Origin of the sequence: Sphingopyxis sp. (genome assembly GCF_965279725.1) — a bacterium.
In the GTDB taxonomy this organism is placed as follows: Bacteria; Pseudomonadota; Alphaproteobacteria; order Sphingomonadales; family Sphingomonadaceae; genus Sphingopyxis.
Genome location: NZ_CBDIIL010000003.1, coordinates 41487 through 63284 on the forward strand (window position 1 = coordinate 41487; position 21798 = coordinate 63284).

Annotated in this window: 24 protein-coding genes; 19 read left to right on the forward strand and 5 right to left on the reverse strand. The window is 63.4% G+C overall.

All coding sequences use genetic code 11. From position 1 onward, the window contains the following. Positions 1-33 precede the first annotated feature (33 nt). The 8 genes from ACQY6T_RS09020 (at position 34) to ACQY6T_RS09055 (ending at position 4266) form a co-directional block, all read left to right on the forward strand. Positions 34-654: a hypothetical protein gene (locus tag ACQY6T_RS09020; RefSeq protein ID WP_428630448.1), complete on the forward strand. Its 621-nt coding sequence runs from the start codon at positions 34-36 to the stop codon at positions 652-654. Then, positions 651-842, forward strand: coding sequence for a helix-turn-helix transcriptional regulator (locus ACQY6T_RS09025; protein WP_428630449.1), 192 nt, complete (start codon positions 651-653; stop codon positions 840-842). The genes ACQY6T_RS09020 and ACQY6T_RS09025 overlap by 4 nt, the downstream gene beginning before the upstream one ends. 65 nt (positions 843-907) lie before the next feature. After that, positions 908-1162 carry a DUF6356 family protein gene (locus tag ACQY6T_RS09030; RefSeq protein ID WP_428630450.1) on the forward strand — a complete coding sequence of 85 codons (255 nt, stop codon included), beginning with the start codon at positions 908-910 and terminating at the stop codon, positions 1160-1162. A 132-nt stretch (positions 1163-1294) separates the two neighbouring features. After that, positions 1295-2059 carry an alpha/beta fold hydrolase gene (locus tag ACQY6T_RS09035; protein ID WP_428630451.1) on the forward strand — a complete coding sequence of 255 codons (765 nt, stop codon included), beginning with the start codon at positions 1295-1297 and terminating at the stop codon, positions 2057-2059. A gap of 9 nt (positions 2060-2068) precedes the next feature. Further along, a complete protein-coding gene (locus ACQY6T_RS09040) occupies positions 2069-2506 on the forward strand; it encodes an acyl-CoA thioesterase (protein WP_428630452.1) in 438 nt (145 codons plus the stop codon). A gap of 8 nt (positions 2507-2514) precedes the next feature. Further along, positions 2515-2952, forward strand: a complete 438-nt coding sequence (locus tag ACQY6T_RS09045) for a VOC family protein (protein WP_428630453.1) — start codon at positions 2515-2517, stop codon at positions 2950-2952. A 74-nt stretch (positions 2953-3026) separates the two neighbouring features. Next, a complete protein-coding gene (gloB, locus tag ACQY6T_RS09050; RefSeq protein WP_428630454.1) occupies positions 3027-3755 on the forward strand; it encodes a hydroxyacylglutathione hydrolase in 729 nt (242 codons plus the stop codon). 64 nt (positions 3756-3819) lie between these two features. Then, on the forward strand, positions 3820-4266 hold the full coding sequence (locus ACQY6T_RS09055; RefSeq protein WP_428630455.1) for a hypothetical protein: 447 nt from the start codon (positions 3820-3822) through the stop codon (positions 4264-4266). Positions 4267-4429: 163 nt separating this feature from the next. On the opposite strand, the gene ACQY6T_RS09060 is transcribed toward ACQY6T_RS09055, so the two are convergent. The 3 genes from ACQY6T_RS09060 to ACQY6T_RS09070 form a co-directional block, all read right to left on the reverse strand. Next, positions 4430-6235 carry an AMP-dependent synthetase/ligase gene (locus ACQY6T_RS09060; RefSeq protein WP_428630456.1) on the reverse strand — a complete coding sequence of 602 codons (1806 nt, stop codon included), beginning with the start codon at positions 6233-6235 and terminating at the stop codon, positions 4430-4432. 42 nt (positions 6236-6277) lie between these two features. After that, positions 6278-7969 (reverse strand): gamma-glutamyltransferase, encoded by a 1692-nt coding sequence (gene ggt / locus ACQY6T_RS09065; RefSeq protein ID WP_428630457.1) that lies wholly within the window; start codon positions 7967-7969, stop codon positions 6278-6280. Positions 7970-8043: 74 nt separating this feature from the next. Further along, positions 8044-9111, reverse strand: a complete 1068-nt coding sequence (locus ACQY6T_RS09070) for a quinone-dependent dihydroorotate dehydrogenase (RefSeq protein WP_428630458.1) — start codon at positions 9109-9111, stop codon at positions 8044-8046. A 94-nt stretch (positions 9112-9205) separates the two neighbouring features. Here ACQY6T_RS09070 and ACQY6T_RS09075 point away from each other — a divergent pair, with 94 nt between their 5' ends. The 10 genes from ACQY6T_RS09075 to ACQY6T_RS09120 all read left to right on the forward strand — a co-directional run bounded on the left by ACQY6T_RS09075 (position 9206) and on the right by ACQY6T_RS09120 (position 18544). Beyond that, entirely contained in the window at positions 9206-11026 is a 1821-nt protein-coding gene (locus ACQY6T_RS09075; protein WP_428630459.1) for a DUF885 domain-containing protein, read from the forward strand. A gap of 78 nt (positions 11027-11104) precedes the next feature. Continuing rightward, positions 11105-12016: a helix-turn-helix domain-containing protein gene (locus tag ACQY6T_RS09080; protein WP_428630460.1), complete on the forward strand. Its 912-nt coding sequence runs from the start codon at positions 11105-11107 to the stop codon at positions 12014-12016. Between the two features lie 431 nt (positions 12017-12447). After that, the gene (locus ACQY6T_RS09085) at positions 12448-12972 is read left to right on the forward strand and encodes an RrF2 family transcriptional regulator (protein ID WP_428630461.1); all 525 of its coding nucleotides are present in this window, start codon (positions 12448-12450) and stop codon (positions 12970-12972) included. Then, positions 12969-14456 (forward strand): Fe-S cluster assembly protein SufB, encoded by a 1488-nt coding sequence (sufB, locus tag ACQY6T_RS09090; protein WP_428630462.1) that lies wholly within the window; start codon positions 12969-12971, stop codon positions 14454-14456. The genes ACQY6T_RS09085 and sufB overlap by 4 nt, the downstream gene beginning before the upstream one ends. Further along, positions 14456-14797, forward strand: coding sequence for a hypothetical protein (locus ACQY6T_RS09095; RefSeq protein ID WP_428630463.1), 342 nt, complete (start codon positions 14456-14458; stop codon positions 14795-14797). Before sufB ends, ACQY6T_RS09095 begins: the two co-directional genes overlap by 1 nt. An 11-nt stretch (positions 14798-14808) precedes the next feature. After that, on the forward strand, positions 14809-15639 hold the full coding sequence (gene sufC, locus ACQY6T_RS09100) for a Fe-S cluster assembly ATPase SufC (RefSeq protein ID WP_428630464.1): 831 nt from the start codon (positions 14809-14811) through the stop codon (positions 15637-15639). A gap of 109 nt (positions 15640-15748) precedes the next feature. Next, on the forward strand, positions 15749-16480 hold the full coding sequence (locus tag ACQY6T_RS09105; protein ID WP_428630465.1) for a SufD family Fe-S cluster assembly protein: 732 nt from the start codon (positions 15749-15751) through the stop codon (positions 16478-16480). 38 nt (positions 16481-16518) lie between these two features. Continuing rightward, positions 16519-17721 carry an aminotransferase class V-fold PLP-dependent enzyme gene (locus ACQY6T_RS09110; RefSeq protein WP_428632614.1) on the forward strand — a complete coding sequence of 401 codons (1203 nt, stop codon included), beginning with the start codon at positions 16519-16521 and terminating at the stop codon, positions 17719-17721. Further along, complete coding sequence (locus tag ACQY6T_RS09115) at positions 17718-18188, forward strand: SUF system Fe-S cluster assembly protein (protein WP_428630466.1); 471 nt, start codon at positions 17718-17720, stop codon at positions 18186-18188. Before ACQY6T_RS09110 ends, ACQY6T_RS09115 begins: the two co-directional genes overlap by 4 nt. Next, positions 18188-18544: a HesB/IscA family protein gene (locus ACQY6T_RS09120; RefSeq protein ID WP_428630467.1), complete on the forward strand. Its 357-nt coding sequence runs from the start codon at positions 18188-18190 to the stop codon at positions 18542-18544. The genes ACQY6T_RS09115 and ACQY6T_RS09120 overlap by 1 nt, the downstream gene beginning before the upstream one ends. Here ACQY6T_RS09120 and ACQY6T_RS09125 read toward each other — a convergent pair whose 3' ends face one another. Together ACQY6T_RS09125 and ACQY6T_RS09130 are read right to left on the reverse strand one after the other, a co-directional pair. Next, complete coding sequence (locus tag ACQY6T_RS09125) at positions 18545-19261, reverse strand: extensin family protein (RefSeq protein ID WP_428630468.1); 717 nt, start codon at positions 19259-19261, stop codon at positions 18545-18547. A gap of 37 nt (positions 19262-19298) precedes the next feature. Continuing rightward, positions 19299-20690 carry a cytochrome P450 gene (locus ACQY6T_RS09130; protein ID WP_428630469.1) on the reverse strand — a complete coding sequence of 464 codons (1392 nt, stop codon included), beginning with the start codon at positions 20688-20690 and terminating at the stop codon, positions 19299-19301. A gap of 175 nt (positions 20691-20865) precedes the next feature. On the opposite strand from ACQY6T_RS09130, the gene ACQY6T_RS09135 reads away from it, so the two are divergent. After that, on the forward strand, positions 20866-21792 hold the full coding sequence (locus ACQY6T_RS09135; protein ID WP_428630470.1) for a hypothetical protein: 927 nt from the start codon (positions 20866-20868) through the stop codon (positions 21790-21792). Positions 21793-21798 lie beyond the last annotated feature (6 nt).

The window sequence follows — 21798 nt, forward strand, 5'->3', positions numbered from 1 at the left end:
AGCTTACTTGTCTATCAGATAAGGAGGTTTGACATGTCCCAGAAGGCTGCGAAAATCGAAGCCGGCTTATCCGGTCACCACCCGGCCTTATGGGCCATCGCTTTCACGGCGGCGATGTGCGCCATCGCCTATTGCGAGCATCGCGGCTTTTTGGGCGGCTGGCGTTCGTTACCATTTGTTGCGGCGGCAGCGCTGCTTCTGGTTCCGATGACGAAGGCGGCAAGCAATCGGCAAGCTGCAGCCGGAGCGCTGTCGCCGGCGACACGGCAATACAATCGCCGCATGCTGATCTGGTCCATCGGTTATGTGCTGTGCCTGGGTACGGCAATGACGATACGCAACTATCTCGACCCGCAAGGCGCCCTGCTGTGGGGGATTGCCGTCCTGCCGTCGGTGCCGATGATCTTCTTCGTGTGGACGCTGGCCCGTTATGTCGTCGAGGAAGAGGATGAATATCTGCGATATCGCCAGACCAGCGCCGCCCTGATCGGCCTCGCACTCGTCCTTCTGGCCGGAACGTTGTGGGGCTTTCTGGAAACGTTCGGCGTCGTCCCGCATGTGCCCGCCTGGTGGGTGGTGCCGGTCTGGGCGATCGGCCTGGGACTGGGCCAGATGATCATGACGTCGGCCGAACAGCGCGCGGGCCGGACATGAAGAACCGCCTGAAAGTCCTGCGCGCCGAGCGCGACTGGAGCCAGCAGGATCTCGCCGATCGACTCGAGGTGTCGCGCCAGTCGGTCAACGCAATCGAGACCGGAAAATACGACCCGTCGCTTCCCCTCGCCTTTCGCATCGCTGACCTGTTCCGCATGCGGATCGAAGAGATTTTCCAGCGCGACTGACCGGCAACCTTGCTCCCCCGCCCCCGCCCCGCTAGGGCGGCGGCAGCCGGAAAGGAGCCGTCCTCATGTTAAAGCGCCTGTTCGTCGACCATCCCAAGAGCGTCGATGAAAATTACATCGAGCATTTCGGCGTCGCGTCGAAGTTCGGGGTGACGATGATCTGGGGCGGGCTGTGCGCGCTGGTCCATGCCATCGTCCCTGGTTGGTGCATCACCACCGGCAGCGACACGATCCGCCGGCTCAACAAGATCATGGTCGAACAGCGCGCCGCCAAAGGGCAGACCGCGATCCCGGTGAACACGATCGATTGGGTCATCTGACCGCCGTGCGCGCGACCGGCACGGCCAAATCCCCGTTCGCATTGAGCGAAGTCGAGACGCCCCTCGGCCTTGCGCCACAATGATGGGTGTCCCGACTTCGCTCGACACGAACGGAAATAGAGGGCGAACCGCGTGAGCGATACCGCCGCCCCCTACCATCTCGACCGATCCGGCCGGCCGCGACTGGCCTATCGCCATGTCGCGGGCGCGGGTCCGACGATCGTCTTTTTGCCCGGCTATATGTCCGACATGGCGGGCGGCAAGGCGACTGCGTTGTTCGACTGGGCGGCCGCCGAGGGGCAAGCCTGCCTGCTGCTCGACTACGCTGGTTGCGGGCTTTCGGACGGGCAGTTCGCCGATCAGACCCTACTCGATTGGCGCGGCGACGTGCTCGACCTGATCGATGCCAAGGCCGAGGGGCCGGTGGTCATCGTCGGATCGTCGATGGGCGGCTGGCTCATGCTGCTCACCGCGCTGGCGCTGGTTCGACGCGACGGTCCGGGCAGGATCGCAGGGCTGGTCGGCATCGCGGCGGCACCCGATTTCACCGACTGGGGTTTCAGTGACGCCGAAAAGGCGATCATTCTGGCCGAAGGCGAATTGCGCGAGGAGACACCGTACAGTGACCAGCCCTATGTGACGACGTGCGGCTTTTTCCAGTCGGGCGAGGCGAACCGGTTGCTCGGCGGACCTATCCCGATCTCTTGCCCTGTGCGATTGCTCCACGGCGAAGAGGATGGCGATGTGCCGCCAGATATCAGCCTTCGCCTGTCCGCCGCGCTCGCCAGCGCGGATGTGCAGGTGACGCTGGTCAAGGGCGGCGATCACCGGCTGTCGCGTGATAGCGACATTGCGCTGCTCGTCGACACCGTCGCGCGGCTCGCGACGTCAAACTAAAGGATTACCATGGCCCGCAGCGACTTCCGTTTTCACGTCATCAAGCGTGTCCGTTATGCCGAAATTGATGCGCAGGCGGTGGTGTTCAACAGCCGTTATCTGGAATATTTTGATATCGGGATCACTGAATATTGGCGCGCTGCGGGCGTTTATGATCGCTGGCCGGGCCACACCAGCCCCGAATTCCACGTCGCGCGCGCCGAAGTCGATTACAAGGTGCCGATCCTGCTCGACGAGGAGGTCGATATCTGCGTGCGCTGCTCGCGCGTTGGGCGCAGCTCGATGACCTTCCTGTTCGAACTGCATGGCGCGGGCAAAGACGACCTGCGCGCGACGGGGGTGGAAGTCAGCGTCCATGTTGCCGAATCGCAGGGCGCGCCCACCCCGGTACCTGATGAATTCGTAAACTTGTTCGAAGCGTTTGAAGGACGCAGCCTTCGCGACTAGACAGGGGCATGACAAAATATCTCCACACCATGATCCGCGTCACCGACCCCGACGCGACCGTCGCTTTCTTCAACCTGATCGGGCTGGAAGAAACCCGCCGTTTCGACAGCGAACAAGGCCGCTTCACGCTGATCTTCCTCGCCTGTCCCGGACAGGCCGGGGTTGCCGAGGTCGAGCTGACCTATAACTGGCCGCCCGCCGACGGCAGCGCCGCCGAAAGCTATGGCGGCGGCCGCAATTTCGGCCACCTCGCTTACCGGGTCGATAATATTTACGAGACATGCCAGCGGCTGATGGACGGCGGGGTGACGATCAACCGCCCGCCGCGCGATGGGCATATGGCGTTCGTGCGCTCGCCCGACGGCATTTCGGTCGAGCTGCTGCAGGATGGCAATTTGCCGCCGCAGGAACCCTGGGCGTCGATGCCCAACACCGGCGAATGGTAATCGTGGCGCAACCAAGGCTGAAGTCCCGGTGTTCCGTCTAGATTAGCAAGAGGCCGGAGTGAAAGGAGATCAACGTGGCTGCACTTGAAATCGTCCGTATCCCCGTCCTCAGCGACAATTATGTCTGGCTGGTGCACGATCCCGACAGCGGTGCAACGATGGTCGTCGACCCCGCGGTTGCAGATCCGGTGCTGGCCGCCGCCGCAGGGCGTGGCTGGACAATCACCGATATCTGGAACACCCATTGGCACCCCGACCACACGGGCGGCAATGCGGCGATCAAGGACGCGACGGGCTGTACGATTACCGGTCCGGCGGCCGAATATGCCCGCATACCGACGCTCGATGTCCAGGTGCAGGGCGGCGATGCCGTGTGTCTGGGCGATCATGTCGCCAGCGTGTGGGATGTTCCCGCCCACACCGCGGGCCATATCGCCTATCATTTCGCCGACGACGCCGCGATCTTTGTTGGCGACACGATGTTCGCGATGGGTTGCGGCCGCCTGTTCGAGGGGACCGCCGAGCAGATGTTCACCAATATGCAGAAACTCGGGACGCTCGACGATGCCACGCGGGTGTATTGCGCGCACGAATATACGCTGTCGAACGCGCGTTTTGCGGTGACGGTCGATCCGGGCAACGCTGCACTTGCGGCGCGGCTTACTGCGGTCGAGGCAGCACGCGCTGCCGGCCAAGCGACGGTGCCGACCAGCATCGGCGAAGAACGCGCGACCAACCCCTTTTTGCGCGCGCCCAGCGCGGCCGAGCTGGGCCGTATCCGCGCGCTGAAGGACGCCGCCTGATGCCGCCGCGTCAGCGCCTATGGATTTGCATCGGCCATAAGAACCGATCTCAAGGAGCAATGTCATGGCCAAGCTGAACTTGATGGGGGCCGCACTGTTGACCGCTGTCGCGCCGCTGGCCGCCAGCTGCGCCCCTGCTGGCACCGCCGAGCCCGGCGCCGCGGCGCTGACCCCCAAACAAGCCGAGCGGCTCGACAAGCAGCTAGCGGGCAAGATTCCCGGCGCACCGGTCCGCTGCCTTCCCAGCTATCGCGGCAATGACACGATCCGTGTGTCGGACAGCATCCTGCTGTACCGGTCGGGCAGCAATCTGGTGTACCGCAACGACCTGAAAAACACCTGCCCCGGCCTTGCCCGCGACAGCGACATCATGGTCGTGCGCCAGTTCGGATCGTCGACCTGCAGTGGCGATTTCTTTCATCTGGTCGATCGGTCGAGCGGCATTCGCGGGCCGACCTGTGTTTTTGGTGAATTCGTCCCCTATCGCAAACCGGCGGGGGACGCTGGCTGAACCAACGGTTCAGTCGCAGGCGGGGACCGGTTTGCGCCGAGCTCTTCGGGTCGCACCCCCGCCTGCTCCAACACTCGCCTCCCTCGCGAATGCGGGGGCTGGTGGCAGTCCAGCACAGACGGGATGTTAGCCAACAGCGGCTCCGCCTCCTCGGGGGCGACGATCAGCCCTTGTACAGCGCCGCGATCTTGTCGGCATAGACCTCGCGCAGCACATGGCGGCGGATCTTCATCGACGGCGTCATCTGCTCATTCTCGATCGAGAAGGCTTCATCGGCGAAGTCGAACTTGCGGACTTTTTCGATCACCGACAACTGACCGTTGACGCGATCGACCGCAGCGCGGATCGCGGCGCGGAATTTTTCATGCTCGCGCAGTCGGCACAAGTCTTTCGGCAGACCTTCTGCGTCGGCCCATTCCGCCAGCCATTCGGGATCGGGGACCAGCAACCCGACAAGGTGCGGTCGCTTGTCGCCATAGACCATCGCCTGAAGGATTTCGGGTTGGAGCGTCAGCATCCCCTCGACGCGCTGCGGTGAGACATTGTCGCCCTTGTCGTTGACGATCAGATCTTTCTTGCGATCGGTGATGACGATGCGGCCCTGCGCGTCGATATGGCCGATGTCGCCGGTGTGCAGCCATCCGTCCACGAGCACCCGCTCGGTCTCCGCCGGGTTGCGCCAATAGCCCTTCATCACCAGCTCGCCGCGCACCAAGATCTCGCCGTCGTCGGCGATCCTGACCTCGGTGTTCATCAGCGGCGGGCCGACGGTGTCCATCTTGATCCCGGCGCTCGGCCGGTTGCAGCTGATCACCGGCCCCGCCTCGGTCTGGCCATAGCCTTGCAGCAAGGTCAGCCCGATCGAGTGGAAAAAGACACCGATTTCAGGATTGAGTGGTGCGCCGCCTGAGACCAACGCCTTCATGCGCCCACCAAATCGCTTTTGAATCTTGGGGCGGAACAATTTGTCGAGGATGATGTCGACCGGCCGATCGAGCACGCCCATGCGGCGCTCATAATCCTTTTCGCCGACGCGCAGCGCCTGGTTCAGCATCCAGTTGGCGAGCTTGCCCTGCTTTTCGACCGACTTGATCATCCGCGCCCGGATCACTTCGAACAGCCGCGGCACGACGACCATGATCGTCGGGCGGGTCTCTTCGATGTTCGAAACCAGCTTTTCCAAGCCTTCGCTGTAATAGATTTGCGCCCCGACCATGATCGGCAGGAACTGGCCGCCCGAATGTTCATAGGCGTGGCTGAGCGGCAGGAAGGAGAGGAACACCTCTTCGTCGCCGATGCCGAAGTCGTTGACGAGCACTTCCGCCGCGCCCGCCGCATTGTGCAGGATCGCGCCATGATGCTGCATCACGCCGCGCGGCGCGCCGCCGGTGCCGCTGGTGTAGATCAGACACGCGGTGTCGTCGCGCGTCATCGTCGCGGCGCGCGCCTTGGTTTCGTCGAGATACGCCTCACCGCCGGTGACAAGCGGCGCCCAGTCACGCACCGCGATGTCACCTTGTTGACCAACGCGCAGGCTTTCCATGGTGATCACGATATGCGCATCGGAGCGCGTTACCGCCGGCATCAGTGTGCGCGCGAGCTTGGCGGTCGATACGATCACCGCCTTCGCGCCGCTATTGTCGAGGATATGCTGGTGGTCGCGTTCGGTGTTAGTGGTGTAGGTCGGCACGGTGATGCACCCGGCGGCCATGATCGCCAGATCGGCGATGCACCATTCGGGACGGTTTTCGCTGATCAGCACCACCCGGTCACCGTCTTTGAGCCCCAGTTCGCGCAGATTATGCGCCAGCGCCGCCACCTGATTTGCGACCTGGCGCCAACTGAGCGGGTGCCAAATGCGATCGGCCTTGCGCCACAGGAACGGATCCTCGCCGCCCAGCGCGGCGCGATCGAAGAACATCGCGACCAGACTGGGAAAATGGTCGAGATGGGGGTTGTCCAGCTTCATGCCTCTCACTCTCCCGGAATTTCTATCCGTTATCTTTGTATCTTAGCCCTGCGGCGGCGCGCCATCCACCGCCGATGTACCGGGACCGCGCGGATCAGCGGCGCCGCGCCAGCCATTGCCGACGCGCTCGATCGCATTGAGCTTTGAGCCAAGGTCGGTGGGCGTGAAATTATAACCGAAGGGTTTCATCTTTGCGGCGATCGCCTGCCCGGCGTCGGTGTCTTCGATCAGCACGCCCTTGTCGCCGAAATAGAGGTTGGGCAATTCCATCGCCGTCTTGGCATCAAGCCCCCAGTCGAGCACGCCGACCAGCACTTTTGTCACATGCATGATGATGCGTTTGCCGCCTGCCGAACCGACCGCGAGCACGACCTTGCCGTCGGGACCGTAAACGATCGTCGGCGACATCGACGAAAGCGGACGCTTGCCCGCCTGGAGGCGGTTCGCGGTCGGCACCCCGTCCTTGGTCGGCGCGAGATCGAAATCGGTCAGCTCGTTGTTGAGGAAATAGCCGTTGGCGATCAGATGGCTGCCGAAAATGCTTTCGATCGTCGAGGTCATCGACACGACGTTACCCGCCTGATCGACCACGGCGAAATGGGTCGTCCCCTGCTCGGGAATCGGCGGTGCGGCGGCGCGCCGCTTGGCGCCGGGCGGGGTACCGGGCTCATATATCCCGGCAGCGCCGAACGGCGAGATCAGCTGGCGGCGCTCGGCCAGATATTTTTTGTCGAGCAGACCCGTCACCGGGACATCGACGAAATCGCCGTCACCCAGATAGGCGCCGCGGTCGGCATAGGACAGCTGCATGGCCTCGGCGAGCAGGTGCCAGCTCATCGGATTGTCCTGGCCCATCGTCTTCATGTCCCAGCCCTCGATCATTCCGAGGATGCCGAAGACGGTGGTCGCGCCCGACGAAGGTGGCCCCATGCCGCACACTTTGTAGATGCGATAGCTGGTGCAGACCGCGGGGCGCTCCTTCGCCTTATAAGCGGCGATGTCGCGGGCGGTCATTTGCGCGTTGTTGCGCGGCGCCTTGGCCACCGCATCGCTGATCGCCTTTGCGTTGGCGCCGCTGTAGAATGCGTTGGGACCGCGCGCAGCGATATCGCGCAGCAGCGCGGCATAGGCCGGGTTCTTGATCCGCGTCCCGACGGGCGCGGGCTTGCCATCGACATAATAGATCGCGCGCGCCGCCGGAAAATCCTTCCACAAGGGCTCGAACCGCGTCAGCCAATTGTTAAGTACCGGACTGACCTCAAACCCCTCCTCGGCCAGCTTGATTGCAGGCTGGAACAGCGCCGCCCATTCCAGCTTGCCCCATTTTTTGTGCGCCATTTCCATCAGCCGCATATTGCCGGGGACACCCACCGACAGCCCGCCGGGAATGGCATCCGAATACTCGCGCGGCTGACCATCGGCGCCAAGAAAGCGATCGGGCTTTGCGGATGCAGGCGCCATTTCGCGGCCATCGATCGTTGAAATGCTGCCGTCCTTGGCGTCGTGGTAGAGCATGAGGCCGCCGCCGCCGATGCCGCTGGACTGTGGCTCAACCAGCGTCAGAACCGCGACCATCGCGACAGCGGCGTCAGCGGCGGTGCCGCCCTGATGCAAAATCTGACGCCCTGCTTCGGTCGCGCGCGAATCGGCAGACGAGGTGACGCCCTGTGCGAGCGCGAGGGATGGAAGGGTCAGGGCGAGAAGCGCAGCAAGCGGCATGAGTCTTTTCAACATGGGCGCGACATTGGCCCGGGCCTTTGGTCAACGCAAGTCTTGTCCCCCTCCCGCAGGCGGGAGGGCATACTCGTTTATTCGGTACCCACCGCGTCGGCAACGCGGGTGAACCCGTCGCGGATCGCCAGCTTTTCCAATCCGTGCGCGATCCGGGCCGCGAGCCCGGGGCCAGCATAGACCATCGCCGAATAAATCTGGATCAGGCTGGCACCCGCCCGGATGCGGTCCCAAGCCTGCGCCGCCGTCGCGATCCCGCCGGCGGCGACCAGCGGCACCTGTCCGCCACTGGCGGCGCGGAAATCGCGGACGCGCTGCAACGCCAGATCGGCGAGCGGTGCGCCCGATAAGCCACCCGCCTCCGCCGCATGGCGCGACGCCAACGGCGGGCGCGTAATCGTCGTGTTCGACACGATCACCGCCGCCAAGCCCTTGTCGATCGCAACGGCAACGATGTCGTCAATGTCGGCGGGTTCAAGGTCGGGCGCGACCTTTAGAAACACCGGCTTGATCGCCCCTGCGGGCTGCGCCGCCGCGACACCATCGAGCAGCGCCTCAAGCGACCCCTTGTCCTGCAAGGCCCGCAGGCCGGGGGTGTTCGGCGAACTGATGTTGACCGTCAGATAATCGGCGAGCGGCGCCATCGCGGCGGTGCCTTTCGCATAATCGGCGATGCGGTCGGCGCTGTCCTTGTTGGCGCCAATGTTGATGCCGAGCGGCACCGGCAGGCCATGGCGGCGCAGGCATATGATCCGCTCGGCCGCCGCCGCTTGCCCGCCGTTGTTGAACCCCAAGCGGTTGATCACTGCGCCATCCTCGACCAGCCGGAATAGCCGCGGTCGCGGATTGCCGTCCTGCGGCAGCGGGGTCAGCGTTCCGACCTCGACAAAGCCGAAACCGAAATGCGGCATGGCGTGGGCGACACGCGCGTCCTTGTCGAAACCGGGCGCCAGTCCGACCGGATTGGGGAAATGCAGACCGGCCAGTTCGGTCGCCAGGACCGGGCTGGTCAGCGCGGACCTCGCGCGCGGCAGCGGCTGCAAAGCGCTGAGCGTCAGATTGTGCGCCGCCTCGCCATCGGTGGCGTGGACGATCGGGCGGACCAGCGCATAAGCGACATCGGCGGCGGAAGCGAACAGCGACATGGCCCGCCATTGCGCGTCCTGCGCGGCTATGGCAAGCCCCGCCTCAACCTATTGGGCATCACCAAAAACCCATCGGAAAAACCGGGAGAAAATCGTGTCGCAGCTTCGCATCATTGCTCGTCTGTCCACCGGCGTGGCCCTGCTCGCCTTGGCAGGCTGCGCGCCGGCCGCCGTGCAGCAAGCACCCGCGACGGCGGCATCGGCGCCGACCCCCGACGTCGCACCGGCTGGGGCGAACATGGCGCAATTCTTCGACAATTATGACGCCGCGCAGCTGTCGCTTAGCCCACAGGGCAAAGCGTATCGCGGGATTCGCGATGGCGATTACGGCCGCTGGAACGACGTCAGCGACGATGCCGCGGTCGCGAGCCACAAATTGCAGCAGGCGACCGCCGAGGCGATGCGCGGTAGCTTCGATCCCGCCGCCATGTCGACCGACGAGGCACTGTCGTTCGAGCTGTTCAACGCGCAGGCGGCGCGCGCCGAACGATTGTTCCCGTTCCGCGACCGCGGCTATGTCTTTGACCAGATGAACGGTCCGCAGAGCCAGCTCCCAGCGTTCCTGATCAACATCCACCGCGTTGCAGATGTCGGCGAGGCCGAAGCTTATATCGAACGCATCCGCGGCCTTGGCCCCGTTCTCGACGCGCTGACCGCGCAGTCCGCAGCCCGCGCCGCGAACGGCGTCCAGCCGCCCAAGTGGGTCTATGCCTATCTGATCTCGGACATCGGCAATCTGCAAGGGCAGAACAACGCCGTCGTCGAGGATCTTGCCGCGAAGGTCGCCAAGCTCGACATCGACGCCGCCGAGAAGACGCGGCTGACCACCGCGGCGAAGGCGGCGTGGGCCGACAGCGCCGGTCCGGCCTATGGCCGCCTGCTCACCGAAATGAAGCGCCAGCAGACGAGCGCACCGACGCAGGACGGGGTGTGGCGCCTGCCCGACGGCAAGGCCTATTACGAAGCGCTGCTCGCCAATTACACGACGACCGACATGACCGCGACGCAGATCCACGACCTGGGCCTGTCCGAGGTCGCGCGCATCCATGGCGAGATGAAGACGATCATGACCAAGGTCGGTTTCAAAGGCACGTTGCAGCAGTTTTTCGAGCATCTGCGGACCAGTCCGCAATATTATCACACGACACGCGAGGCCTATCTGGCCGAGGTCGATGCGCGGACCAAGGCGATGGAAGCGCGGCTTCCCGCCTTTTTCAACACGTTGCCCAAGGCGGCGTTGCAGGTGAAAGCGGTCGAGGCGTTCCGCGAAAAATCGGCGGGCAAGGCCTTTTACCAATCACCCTCGCCCGACGGATCGCGCCCCGGCACCTATTATGTGAACCTGTACGACCTGCGCGACATGCCCAAGACCGAGCTTGAGGCGCTGGCCTATCATGAGGGTGTCCCCGGGCATCATTTGCAGCGCGCGGTGCAGACCGAACTGACCGGCCTGCCGCCGTTTCGCCGTTTTGGCGGCTTCACCGCCTATACCGAAGGCTGGGGCCTCTATTCGGAGGAGTTGGCCAAGGACATGGGGTTCTATACCGATCCCTACAGCGATTTCGGGCGGCTGGGCATGGAGCTGTGGCGTGCGTGCCGGCTGGTCGTCGATACCGGCATCCACGACAAACGGTGGAGCCGCGAGCAGGCGATCAAATATCTCAAGGACAATACGCCCAACCCCGATGGCGACATCGAAAAGGCGATCGAACGCTATATCGTCTATCCGGGACAGGCGACGGCGTATCTGATCGGCAAGCTCAAGATCATGGAATTGCGTGGCCGCGCACAGGCGGCAATGGGCGACAAATTCGATTTCCGAGCCTTTCATGATGTCGTGCTTGAATCGGGTCCGGTGCCGCTCGACATCCTCGAACGCCGCGTCGATGCATGGATCGCAGCCCAGAAAAGCTAATAAAAAAACAAAGTTCGCGCTTGACGCGCAGGGATGAAACGCAAATGATTTGTTTCAGATAATAAGGCAGCCGGGGGAATGGCTGTCGGGGTCTGGGTCGTCATGTCAGAAACATCATCCTCGCTATCGGGCGTGGACGGCGTTGCGCCGTTCGAACTACATTATTTTCCGCCCGATCCCGATCTGGCGGACATGGTGTCGAGCTTTTATTTTGCGCGGCTCAACTTGCCCAAATTCGACGAATATGAGCGCGCCGACCGGCCGCAATTCCGGTTCGTCACCAATGCCGACGGTGAATATGTGTTTGCCGACGGTCATCGGTCCACCGTCTGCCGCGCCAATATCATCGGGCCGACCAGCGGACGCGTGCGCGCGATCAGCAACGGTCCGGCGCAATTGTTCGGTTTTGGTTTGCTGCCCGCCGGCTGGGCAACGCTGATGGGTGATGACGCCGAAAAGCTGACCGATCGCGCCATCGACGCCGCCGACTTGTTCGGACCGTGGATCGACGAGGTTGCGGCGGCGCTGGAACAGGCCGCGGACGTCGAGGCACGGCTGGTCATCGGCAATAATTTTGCGCGTGAGGTGCTGAAACGGAATGAACCCGCGCCGCTGTGGTTCATCCGCACCGTCGACTCCTGGCTGACCGCTTCGCCGTCACCGCAGGTCCCCGACCTGGTCGATGCGACCGGCATGTCGATCCGCTCGGTCGAGCGGATGACCAAGCATTATTACGGCCTGTCGCCGCGGATGCTGGCACGCAAATATCGCGCGGTACGCGCCACGTCGGCGCTGGCACGCGGCGAAGGGCTCGATTCGGCGCAGCTCGGCGACGCCTTTTACGACCAGTCTCACTTGATCCGTGAGATCAAGCGCTTCGCCGGCGCAACCCCGGGGCAGCTGAGCAAACCAACGAGTTATACCGAAGCGACCACGAAAGGCCGCAAGCAACTCGCCGGCAAAGTCAGCCCGCTCGTGTCGGAAACATAGGCCCTCACGTTCCACCATCGTCATCGCGAGCGAAGTGAAGCAATCCCGGGCAATATGCGCGGACCCTGGATTGCTGCATCGCCTTCGGCTCCTCTCAATGACGAATCAGTTTCGCGGGTTAGCCCGCCCCGCCCCGCCCCGTTAACCATCAAAATATGAGCCAAGCCGTTTTTGGCGTTTCCGTCCAATCGCGAATCATCGCGCGGGCATAATCCCGACTTGCGACCCAGAAGAGCTCACCTCTTTCAGAGGACTGAGACCTTCATCTTGGCACTCATTTGGCTTCGGCCGGATGGGTGCCTTTTTTCTTTGGCGGGCGAAAGCGCCCGTTGGTTGCTTCGCGCACGACCCTCGCCTATATAAGTGGAACGATTTACTCCACTTAAGAATCGTTCGCAATTTGCGCGCGATAGAGAGCTCGAAAAGCCAGCATGCGTCTGTCCAACCTTGCCGATTACGCCGTGGTGCTGATGAGCGCCGCCGCTCGCCAATGTGGGTCGGTGCCGATTCATGCCGGGATGCTCGCCGAACAGACGGGGATTCCTGGGCCGACCGCGCAAAAGCTGGTGAGCGGCCTCGCGCGTGCCGGGCTGCTGGTGGCCTCGCGTGGCAGCGGCGGCGGGGTGCGGCTGGCGCGACCCGCGGCGGCGATCAGCATCGCCGATATCATCGAAGCCGTCGAAGGGCCGATCGCGCTGACCAGCTGCGTCGCCGAAGGGCGGCATGATTGCTCGCTCGAAGGCAGCTGCAAGGTCCAGCCGCATTGGGGCGTCGTGAACGGGGCGGTGCGGGGTGCGTTGGCGGAGATTAGTTTAGCGACCTTATCCGTCGCACCAACCAAACCGTACCCGTTCGTGTCGAGCGAAGTCGAGACACCCCTCGACCGCACACGACCAATGGGCCTCTCGAATCCTGAGCGTGTCGAAGGGCTCGAGGCGAACGGAATTCTGATATGACCGACAACACAGACCTCCCCGTGAAAGACCAGGCCGCGCACGATGCCGCGGCGAAGGTCGCCGATTATGAGCATGGCTGGTCCTCGACCATCGAGACCGACTTTGCGCCCAAGGGGCTGACCGAGGATACGGTCCGCTTCATTTCGGCGAAAAAGAACGAGCCCGAATGGATGCTCGACTGGCGGCTGAAGGCGTTTCGTCATTGGCAGACGATGGAGACGCCCGACTGGGCGAAGCTCAACGTGCCGCCGATCGATTATCAGGACGCCTATTATTACGCAGCGCCGAAGCCGAAGCCCAAGCTCGGCAGCCTCGACGAGGTCGATCCCGAGATCCTCGAAGTCTATAAAAAGCTCGGCATCCCGATCGAGGAGCAGAAAGTGCTCGCGGGGGTCGAGGGCGCGCGCAAGGTCGCGGTCGACGCGGTGTTCGACAGCGTCAGTGTCGCAACGACCTTCCGCGAGGAATTGAAGCGCGCCGGGGTAATCTTCCTGTCGATTTCGGAGGCGATCCGCGAATATCCCGAAATGGTGCAGAAGTGGCTCGGCAAGGTCGTGCCGATGCACGACAATTATTTCGCGACGCTCAATTGCGCGGTCTTTTCGGACGGGACGTTCGTCTATGTGCCCGAGGGCGTGCGCTGCCCGATGGAGCTCAGCACTTATTTCCGCATCAATGCCGAAAATACCGGGCAGTTCGAGCGCACACTGATCATCGCCGACAAGGGCGCGTATGTATCGTACCTCGAAGGCTGCACCGCGCCGATGCGCGACGAGAACCAGCTGCACGCCGCGGTGGTCGAACTGGTGACGCTCGACGATGCCGAGATCAAATATTCGACGGTGCAAAACTGGTATCCCGGCAATGCCGAGGGGCTGGGCGGTATCTATAATTTCGTGACCAAGCGTGCGCTGTGCCAGGGCAAGCGCAGCAAGGTGTCGTGGACGCAGGTCGAAACCGGCTCGGCGGTGACGTGGAAATATCCGAGCTGCGTGCTGAACGGCGACGACAGCGTCGGCGAATTTTATTCGGTCGCGGTCACCAACAATTACCAGCAGGCCGACACCGGCACCAAGATGATCCACAATGGCAAGCGCACGCGCTCGACCATCGTCAGCAAGGGGATCAGCGCGGGCAAATCGAACAATACCTATCGCGGGATCGTTCGCGTGGCACCGAATGCCGAGGGGGTGCGCAACTTCACCCAGTGCGACAGCCTGCTGCTGGGTTCGCTGAGCGGCGCGCACACCGTACCCTATATCGAGGTCCGCAATCCCACCGCGACCGTCGAGCATGAAGCGACGACGAGCAAGATCAGCGACGACCAGCTCTTCTACGCGATGCAGCGCGGGCTTGCGGCGGAGGAAGCGGTGGCGCTGATCGTCAACGGCTTTGCGAAGGAAGTGCTGCAGCAGCTGCCAATGGAGTTCGCGGTCGAGGCGCAGAAGTTGCTCGGGATTTCACTCGAGGGGAGCGTGGGATAATGAAGGCGTCAATACTGCTAATCGTTGCGGCCTTTGCCTCGACGCCGGCCGTCGCGCAACATTATCCTCCGGAGATGCAGCCGGTCGCCGACTATTCGCGGTGCGTACAGGAACGGGCACGAGCAGTCGTACCAAAGTTTGCGACGATTGATGAAGCGATCGACGCAGCGTTCGCAAAGTGCAAGGGCGCCCGCTCAAAGGCGGTGGCCGCCGTTCGAGCTCGATCGGTTGCGCTGGGGATCCCCGCGACGACCGCCAAGCAAACAGCGGAAACCATGATCGCATCGTCCGACACCAGCTTGCGTGACGGGCTGCGTCAGGACCTCGCAACGAAGAAATGATAGAGAACGCAATGCTCAAAATTGAAAACCTCCACGCCACCGTCGCCGAAAAGCCGATCCTGAAGGGCTTATCGCTCAGCATCAATGCGGGCGAAATCCATGCAATCATGGGACCGAATGGCGCGGGCAAGTCGACGCTCTCCTATGTCCTCGGCGGGCGGCCGGGTTACGAGGTCACCGAGGGTTCGGTGATGTTCACGCCCGACGTGCTCCCCGGTGAAAGCCGGGGTCCAGATGGCGCGCTCGAACTGGGCCCCGACTTTCGTCGGGGAACGGGAACCACCGAGACGCTCGACCTGCTCGCCCTCGAACCGCACGAGCGCGCCGCCGCCGGTCTCTTCCTCGGCTTCCAATACCCCGTCGAAATCCCCGGCGTGTCGAACGTCCAGTTCCTGCGCGAGGCGCTCAATGCCCAGCGCCGGGCGCGCGGCGAAGAGCCGTTGTCGGGCGGCGAGTTCCTGAAGGTCGCGCGTGAAAAAGCCGCGCTGCTCAAGATGGACATGGACATGCTCAAGCGCCCCGTGAACGTCGGCTTTTCGGGCGGCGAGAAGAAGCGCAACGAGATGGTGCAGATGGGGATCATCGACCCTAGGCTGGCAATCCTCGACGAGACCGACAGCGGCCTCGACATCGACGCGCTACGCACCGTCGGCGACGGCATCAACAGCATCATGCGGCGGCCCGACAAGGCGGTCCTGCTGATTACGCATTACCAGCGCCTGCTCGACTATGTGCAGCCCGATTTTGTGCATGTGCTGGCCGCGGGGCGGATCGTGAAGTCGGGCGGCCCAGAGCTGGCGCGTGAGCTGGAAGCGCACGGCTATGCGGAGATTGCGGCGTGATGATTTTCGCTCGCCCTGCTTTTCATCGTCATGCCGGACTTGATCCGGCATCCATGACCGCGTGGACCCTGGATCAAGTCCGGGGTGACGATATGGGGGAGGTCTTGGTTTGACGACGGCCGCCCTCCCCACCCGTCGCGACGAAGCGTGGCGCTACAGCGATATTGAAGCGGTCACTGCGGCTTGGCCGCTACCCGCGCCCGAGAGCATTATCGTGCCTGCGGGCGGCTCGTTCAGCCGCGCGATCGTGCAGGATGCGGGCGATATCCGGCAGATCGAACTCGTGCTCGGCAAGGGCGCGGTGGCGGCGCTGCATGTGCTGAACATCGGCGGCGACTATGGCCGTATCGAACTGGCGGTCACGCTGCATGAGGGCGCCGATTTCCACCTCGGCGCCGCGCAGATCGGCGGCGGCGAGCAGAATCTTGAGATCGTCACCACGATCACCCACGCCGAACCCGGCGCGACCTCGCGTCAGGTGGTGCGGTCGGTGCTGGGCGGCATCGCGACCGGCACCTATCTGGGCAAGGTCGCGGTCGCACGCGATGCACAGCAAACCGACAGCGCGCAGGATGTGAAAGCGATGCTGCTCAATCGCAGCGCGACCGCCAACGCAAAGCCCGAACTCGAAATTTATGCCGACGATGTGAAATGCGCGCACGGCTGCGCGATCGGTGAACTTGATGCGATGGCGCTCTATTATCTGCAATCGCGCGGAATTCCGCCGGGCGAGGCGAAGAAGCTGATGCTGCAGGCGTTTGTGGCGGGGGTGTTCGACGGCGCTGCGGATGAAGCGCGTTTGCAGGAACTGGCGCTGACGAAATTGGGAGAGTTGGTGTGACCAACCTCTCCTCCCCGTTCGCTTCGAGCGAAGTCGAGATGCCCCTCGGTAGCGCACGCCCTCGGGGTGTCTCGACGTCGCTCGACACCAACGGAATTAGGGCGCAGTTTCCCGGCCTCGCTGGCAACTGGCACTATCTCGATACCGCCGCCACCGCGCAAAAACCACAAGCCGTCATCGACGCCACCGTCGCTGCGATGGGCCGCGACTATGCGACGGTGCATCGCGGCGTCTATGCCCGATCAGCCGACATGACGCTCGCCTATGAAGCGGCGCGGCGGCGGATTGCGGCATTTATCGGCGCACGCGAGGAGCAGGTCGTGTTTGTCCGCGGCGCGACTGAGGCGATCAACCTCGTCGCCTGCTCGTACCCCAAAAAGGGCCGCGTGCTGCTGTCGGTACTCGAACATCACAGCAATATCGTGCCGTGGCAGCTTGCGGGCTGGCATGTCGATGTCTGCCCGCTCACCGCCGACGGCTGCGTCGACCTCGACGCCGCCGAGAAGCTGCTGACCCCCGAACACACGATGGTCGCGTTCGCGCATGTGTCGAACGTGCTCGGCAGCCCGCTCGACGTCGCGCGGGCGGCGGAACTCGCGCATCGCGTCGGCGCCGAGCTGCTGATCGATGGCTGTCAGGCCGTGCCGCGCCTGCCCGTCGATGTCGCGGCGCTCGGCTGTGACTATTATGTTTTCTCGGGCCACAAGCTCTACGGTCCGACGGGCATCGGCGTGCTGTGGAGCGACAAGCTTGATAGCCTGCCGCCGTGGCAAGGCGGCGGGTCGATGATCGACCGGGTGACCTTTGAACGCACGACCTATGCCCCCGCCCCCACGCGGTTCGAGGCGGGAACGCCGGCGATTATCGAGGCGATCGGGCTGGCGGCGGCAGTCGATTATGTCGAAGCGATCGGCATCGACGCGATCCACGCTCACGAGTGCGTGCTGGTTGGCACGCTGCGCGAAGCGCTGGCGCGGCGGAACAGCATCACTTTGTTCGGTCCCGAAAACAGCGCGGGGATCGTGAGTTTTTCGATGGCGGGGGTGCATCCGCACGACATCGGCACTATCTTGGACGAAGCGAGCGTCGCGATCCGCGCTGGGCACCATTGCGCACAGCCGCTGATGGAGCATCTGGGCTTACCCGCGACCGCGCGCGCAAGTTTTGGCGTTTACAGTAATGACGACGATGTGGCGGCGCTGATCGATGGCCTGTCGCGCGTCGAAAGGATTTTCGGATGAGCGAGGACCGCATGATTAAGGTCGAGGAAGTGGCAAGCGTCGAAGCGCCGCCGAAGGCGCGCGTCGCCGATGTCGAAACAGCGCCCGAAAAGCTGGAACGCAAGCGCGACTATCTGGAGGGCTTCCTGGCAGCCAAGCCTGCCGCGGTCGATCCGCACAACGTCGGCGGTGACCTGTACGAGGCTGTCGTCAACGCGCTCAAGGACATCTACGACCCCGAAATTCCGGTCAACATCTATGACCTTGGCCTGATCTATAATGTCGAGATCGACGAAGGCCACGCGGTCGTTACGATGACGCTGACGACCCCGCATTGCCCGGTCGCAGAGTCGATGCCTGCCGAGGTCGAACTGCGCGTCGGCGCGGTGCCGGGCGTCGGCGACGCCGAGGTCAATCTGGTCTGGGACCCGCCGTGGTCGCCCGACAATATGAGCGACGAAGCGCGGCTCGAACTGGGAATGTTGTGATGACCGAAACCAAGACCCGCACCCGCCCCGCGGCGGTTACGCTGACCCCGAACGCCGAAGCGCGCGTCACCGCCTTGATGGCGACGGCGCCCGAAGGTGCGATCGGAGTCCGGCTGTCCACGCCGCGCCGCGGCTGTTCAGGCCTCGCCTATTCGGTCGATTATATCACCGAAGAGGTGAAGTTCGACGAGAAGATCGAAACCCCCGGCGGCGTCTTCTACATCGACGGTGCTTCGGTGCTGTACCTGATCGGCAGCGTCATGGACTGGGTCGAGGATGATTTCGCCGCGGGCTTCGTGTTCGAAAACCCCAACGCCAAGGGCGCCTGCGGCTGCGGTGAAAGTTTCACCGTTTAATCAGCGGCAGACCGACCAACCCGCCGTTCGCGCCGCCATGTCGAAATGGAAATGGTCGGCATGGGCAGCGTTGTAATCGGGTGACAACACCGTCGTGAACAAGTCGCACGACCCGTCACGCACTCCGTGCAGAAATTCGCGCCGAACGTCGGCGTCGTCCCAATCGTTGATCAATGAGATGCGGGTGCCGTCGGCCAGAACGAACGCCGAAATGTCGATCGCATTGGCGGTCGAATGCTGGCTCGGCGTCTGCCCCCCGCGGATGCTCCGACAATTATAGCTGCCCAGATTTTCAAGCGCGACGACCTTTTGCCCGAAATGCTTCTGCGCCAGTGGCTGAACGACGTCACGATTCCACAGCGCCATCGCAACGGTCACGGCGCAACCGGGTGCGGCATTGGCCGGGCGCATCGTCGGCACGAAACGATTGCCGGTCAGCACCATACGCTGGCTGGCGCGGCAGGCGCCGGTGCCGACCACCGGACGCGGTTCATACCCCGCCCCGGCGCGATCGAGCGCCGCAAAACACGCAGCATCGTCACTGACCAGACCGACCAGCTTGCGCTGTGTCGCCCACCCCTGCGGATGCGCGATCTCGAAGCGCGCGGTCGGCATATGCTCGGGATGGTCCCGCACCCATTGCATGCCGCGGATCGCGCCAATCGCGAGCAACACGGCGATAGCGAACCAGATCAGATAAGGCCGAGCGCTTTTCACCCCGTTTCAATGGGGTGCGCCGCCGCGCTGTGCAAGCTCAGAGCGGCTCGAAACTCACCATCAACCCATCCTTGGGACGCGGGATCGGCAGCACCTGCCATTTCGGCTCATAGCCGTCAGCAACGACTATGCGATGCGTGGTGATGACATGGTGGAGAAAGATTTTCGCCTGCATGTACGCAAAGTGCAGGCCGAGGCACATATGCGCGCCGCCGCCGAACGGCACCCACGCATATTTGTGCCGCTCGCGCGCGACTTCAGGCGAAAAGCGCATCGGGTCGAACTTTTCGGGCTGCGGCCAATGTTCCTCCATCATATGCGTATAGGCGGGGCTGACCCCCACCGACGTCCCGGCGGGGATGCGATAGCCGCCATATTCGAAATCCTTGAGCGCGCGACGCGGAAAGCTCGGCACCGGGGGTACTAGCCGCAACGCTTCCTTGAACGCCCATTCGGTCATTTCCAGCTCGCCCAGGCTGTTGTGACCGACGCCCTCACCGGCGGGCGAAACCGCGAGCATTTCCTCACGCAGCTTGTCCTGCCATTCGGGATGTTTCGCGAGCATCCATACCATCGACGTGATCGAGCTAGTGATGGTGTCATGCGCCGCCATCATCAGGAAATTCATATGATCGACGATCGCCTCGGCGCTCATATACTCGCCATTGTCGTCGTGAGCGCGGCAGATCTGGCTGAAGATATCCTCGCCCGTCCCCTCGCGCCGCTCGGGCACCATGCGACCGAAATATTCGACCAGATAGGCGCGGCCCTTGGCACCGCGGCCCATCGCTGTGAAGGGCATCGGCACCCGAACGACGCCGATCGACGCCTGGACCATGTCGACAAAGGCCTTGTTCACCTTGTCGGCCTCGGGACCAAAGGGAATGCCAAGGAAGCTGGTCGCGGCCAGGTCGAGCGTCAGTTTCTTGATCGCCGCGTAAAATTGGAAGGTCTTGCCGCTCCACGACGCGACGCGACCCTTGATCCCGTCGTTCAACGCGTCGGCATAATGGCGCATCGGTTCGGGTTTGAAGGCGATCGACAGCACCTTGCGGTCGGCGCGGTGCTTTTCAAAATCCATCAACATCAGGCCGCGCGGGAACAGCAGGTTGAGCACCGGTCCCCACCCCTGTTCGGACGAGAAGATCTTCTCGCGGTCGAACATGACGAGTTCGTTCGCTTCGGGACCATGCAGCGCCACGCTGCGCCCGCCAAAGCTGTTGTTGCGATAGACGCGGCCATAAGTGGCCACCATCCGGTTGGCGAAACCACGATAATCGCTGAGCTGTTCGAGCGTGTTGCCGATGACGGGCATGCCGTCTTCGCCGGGAATATGATCGAGCGTCCGATCGGAGTTGCGCGGCAGCCAATGCTGCGTTTCGGGGCCAAATCGGGCCTCGGGCCATTTTATATTCGTCGGCGCGTTCATCGGGTCAAATCCTTGTCAGGCCTGCGATCGCCGCTAGCGTAACGCACTACTGACATTGATGCAAGTAACGCTATTCGTGCAATCGGACACCATTCACCGCAAATTCAACTCGACTCGGGCAGCATGGTGTCCAAGATGAGCGGTCTGTCCGGACCCGATTTTCAAGGAATGGCGTATGCCCAAGAGTTTGATGCCCCATCGTTTTACCCGTCCGCTCTCCATCGCTTTGGGTGCACTCGCCACAACGGCGCTCAGTGGCTGCTATTATGGCGACGTCTATGGTTCGAGCTATGCGTCGGGCGGCGATTGCGCCGCGCGCTATGGCAACACCTATTATGACAGCGACGGCTATGCCTATGACGATGGCTATGGCTATGATTGCTACGACGCATCGGATTACGGCGGCGGCTTCGCCCAGATTGGCTTTGGCGGAGGGTGGTACGACGATTATTACTACCCGGGCTACGGCACATGGATGTTCGACAATGCCCGCAATCGCTATCCGCTGCGTGGCCAGTATCTGAATTATTGGGGCGGTCGCCGCGCCTGGTGGAAACATCATGGCGGGCGCGGCGATGGGCAGCCGGGCCGACCTGGCGGATGGAACCGAGGCGATGGCGACGGGCGACCCGGTGATGGGCGTCCGGGCCCACCTGGCGGCTGGAACCGCGGCGACCGCGACAATGATGGTCCGCGTGGTACGCGCCCGGGTCGCGGCGACGGCACCCCGCCCGCTGCGGGGATCCCGGGACGCCCCGATGGCGGCGTCGGCCGTCCTGACCGTCCCGGGGGCTGGAACCGCGGCGATCGCGACAACGACGGACCGCGCGGCTCGCGTCCGGGTCGCCGCCCGGGCGATGGCGCGACGGGCGCGCCGCCCACCGCGGTCAATCCCGGTCGCCCCTCTTGGGGAGGTAGCGCAGGTCGGCCGCGTCCGGAACCTTCCATGATGCCTGATCGCGCACCCCGCCCCGATCGTCCCGCCCGGGTCGATCGCCAACCGTCGTCCGCGCAGCCGGCGGCGCCACCGCGCAGCGCACCCGAACCGCGTCCGGCAGCGGCGGAGGGACACACCCGAATGAACAACGAGCGCCCCGATTAAAGCCCG

Excerpts from the sequence above, each read along its gene's own strand:
- ACQY6T_RS09120 (WP_428630467.1), top strand. The coding sequence starts at position 18,188 with ATGACCGAAACCAAGACCCGCACCCGCCCCGCGGCGGTTACGCTGACC.
- sufB (WP_428630462.1), top strand. The coding sequence starts at position 12,969 with ATGACCGACAACACAGACCTCCCCGTGAAAGACCAGGCCGCGCACGAT.
- ACQY6T_RS09080 (WP_428630460.1), top strand. The coding sequence starts at position 11,105 with ATGGCTGTCGGGGTCTGGGTCGTCATGTCAGAAACATCATCCTCGCTA.
- ACQY6T_RS09055 (WP_428630455.1), top strand. The coding sequence starts at position 3,820 with ATGGCCAAGCTGAACTTGATGGGGGCCGCACTGTTGACCGCTGTCGCG.
- ggt (WP_428630457.1), bottom strand. The coding sequence starts at position 7,969 with ATGTTGAAAAGACTCATGCCGCTTGCTGCGCTTCTCGCCCTGACCCTT.
- ACQY6T_RS09070 (WP_428630458.1), bottom strand. The coding sequence starts at position 9,111 with ATGTCGCTGTTCGCTTCCGCCGCCGATGTCGCTTATGCGCTGGTCCGC.
- ACQY6T_RS09135 (WP_428630470.1), top strand. The coding sequence starts at position 20,866 with ATGCCCAAGAGTTTGATGCCCCATCGTTTTACCCGTCCGCTCTCCATC.
- ACQY6T_RS09130 (WP_428630469.1), bottom strand. The coding sequence starts at position 20,690 with ATGAACGCGCCGACGAATATAAAATGGCCCGAGGCCCGATTTGGCCCC.
- ACQY6T_RS09085 (WP_428630461.1), top strand. The coding sequence starts at position 12,448 with ATGCGTCTGTCCAACCTTGCCGATTACGCCGTGGTGCTGATGAGCGCC.
- ACQY6T_RS09115 (WP_428630466.1), top strand. The coding sequence starts at position 17,718 with ATGAGCGAGGACCGCATGATTAAGGTCGAGGAAGTGGCAAGCGTCGAA.
- ACQY6T_RS09110 (WP_428632614.1), top strand. The coding sequence starts at position 16,519 with ATGCCCCTCGGTAGCGCACGCCCTCGGGGTGTCTCGACGTCGCTCGAC.
- ACQY6T_RS09045 (WP_428630453.1), top strand. The coding sequence starts at position 2,515 with ATGACAAAATATCTCCACACCATGATCCGCGTCACCGACCCCGACGCG.
- sufC (WP_428630464.1), top strand. The coding sequence starts at position 14,809 with ATGCTCAAAATTGAAAACCTCCACGCCACCGTCGCCGAAAAGCCGATC.
- ACQY6T_RS09060 (WP_428630456.1), bottom strand. The coding sequence starts at position 6,235 with ATGAAGCTGGACAACCCCCATCTCGACCATTTTCCCAGTCTGGTCGCG.
- ACQY6T_RS09020 (WP_428630448.1), top strand. The coding sequence starts at position 34 with ATGTCCCAGAAGGCTGCGAAAATCGAAGCCGGCTTATCCGGTCACCAC.
- ACQY6T_RS09025 (WP_428630449.1), top strand. The coding sequence starts at position 651 with ATGAAGAACCGCCTGAAAGTCCTGCGCGCCGAGCGCGACTGGAGCCAG.
- ACQY6T_RS09040 (WP_428630452.1), top strand. The coding sequence starts at position 2,069 with ATGGCCCGCAGCGACTTCCGTTTTCACGTCATCAAGCGTGTCCGTTAT.
- ACQY6T_RS09030 (WP_428630450.1), top strand. The coding sequence starts at position 908 with ATGTTAAAGCGCCTGTTCGTCGACCATCCCAAGAGCGTCGATGAAAAT.
- ACQY6T_RS09095 (WP_428630463.1), top strand. The coding sequence starts at position 14,456 with ATGAAGGCGTCAATACTGCTAATCGTTGCGGCCTTTGCCTCGACGCCG.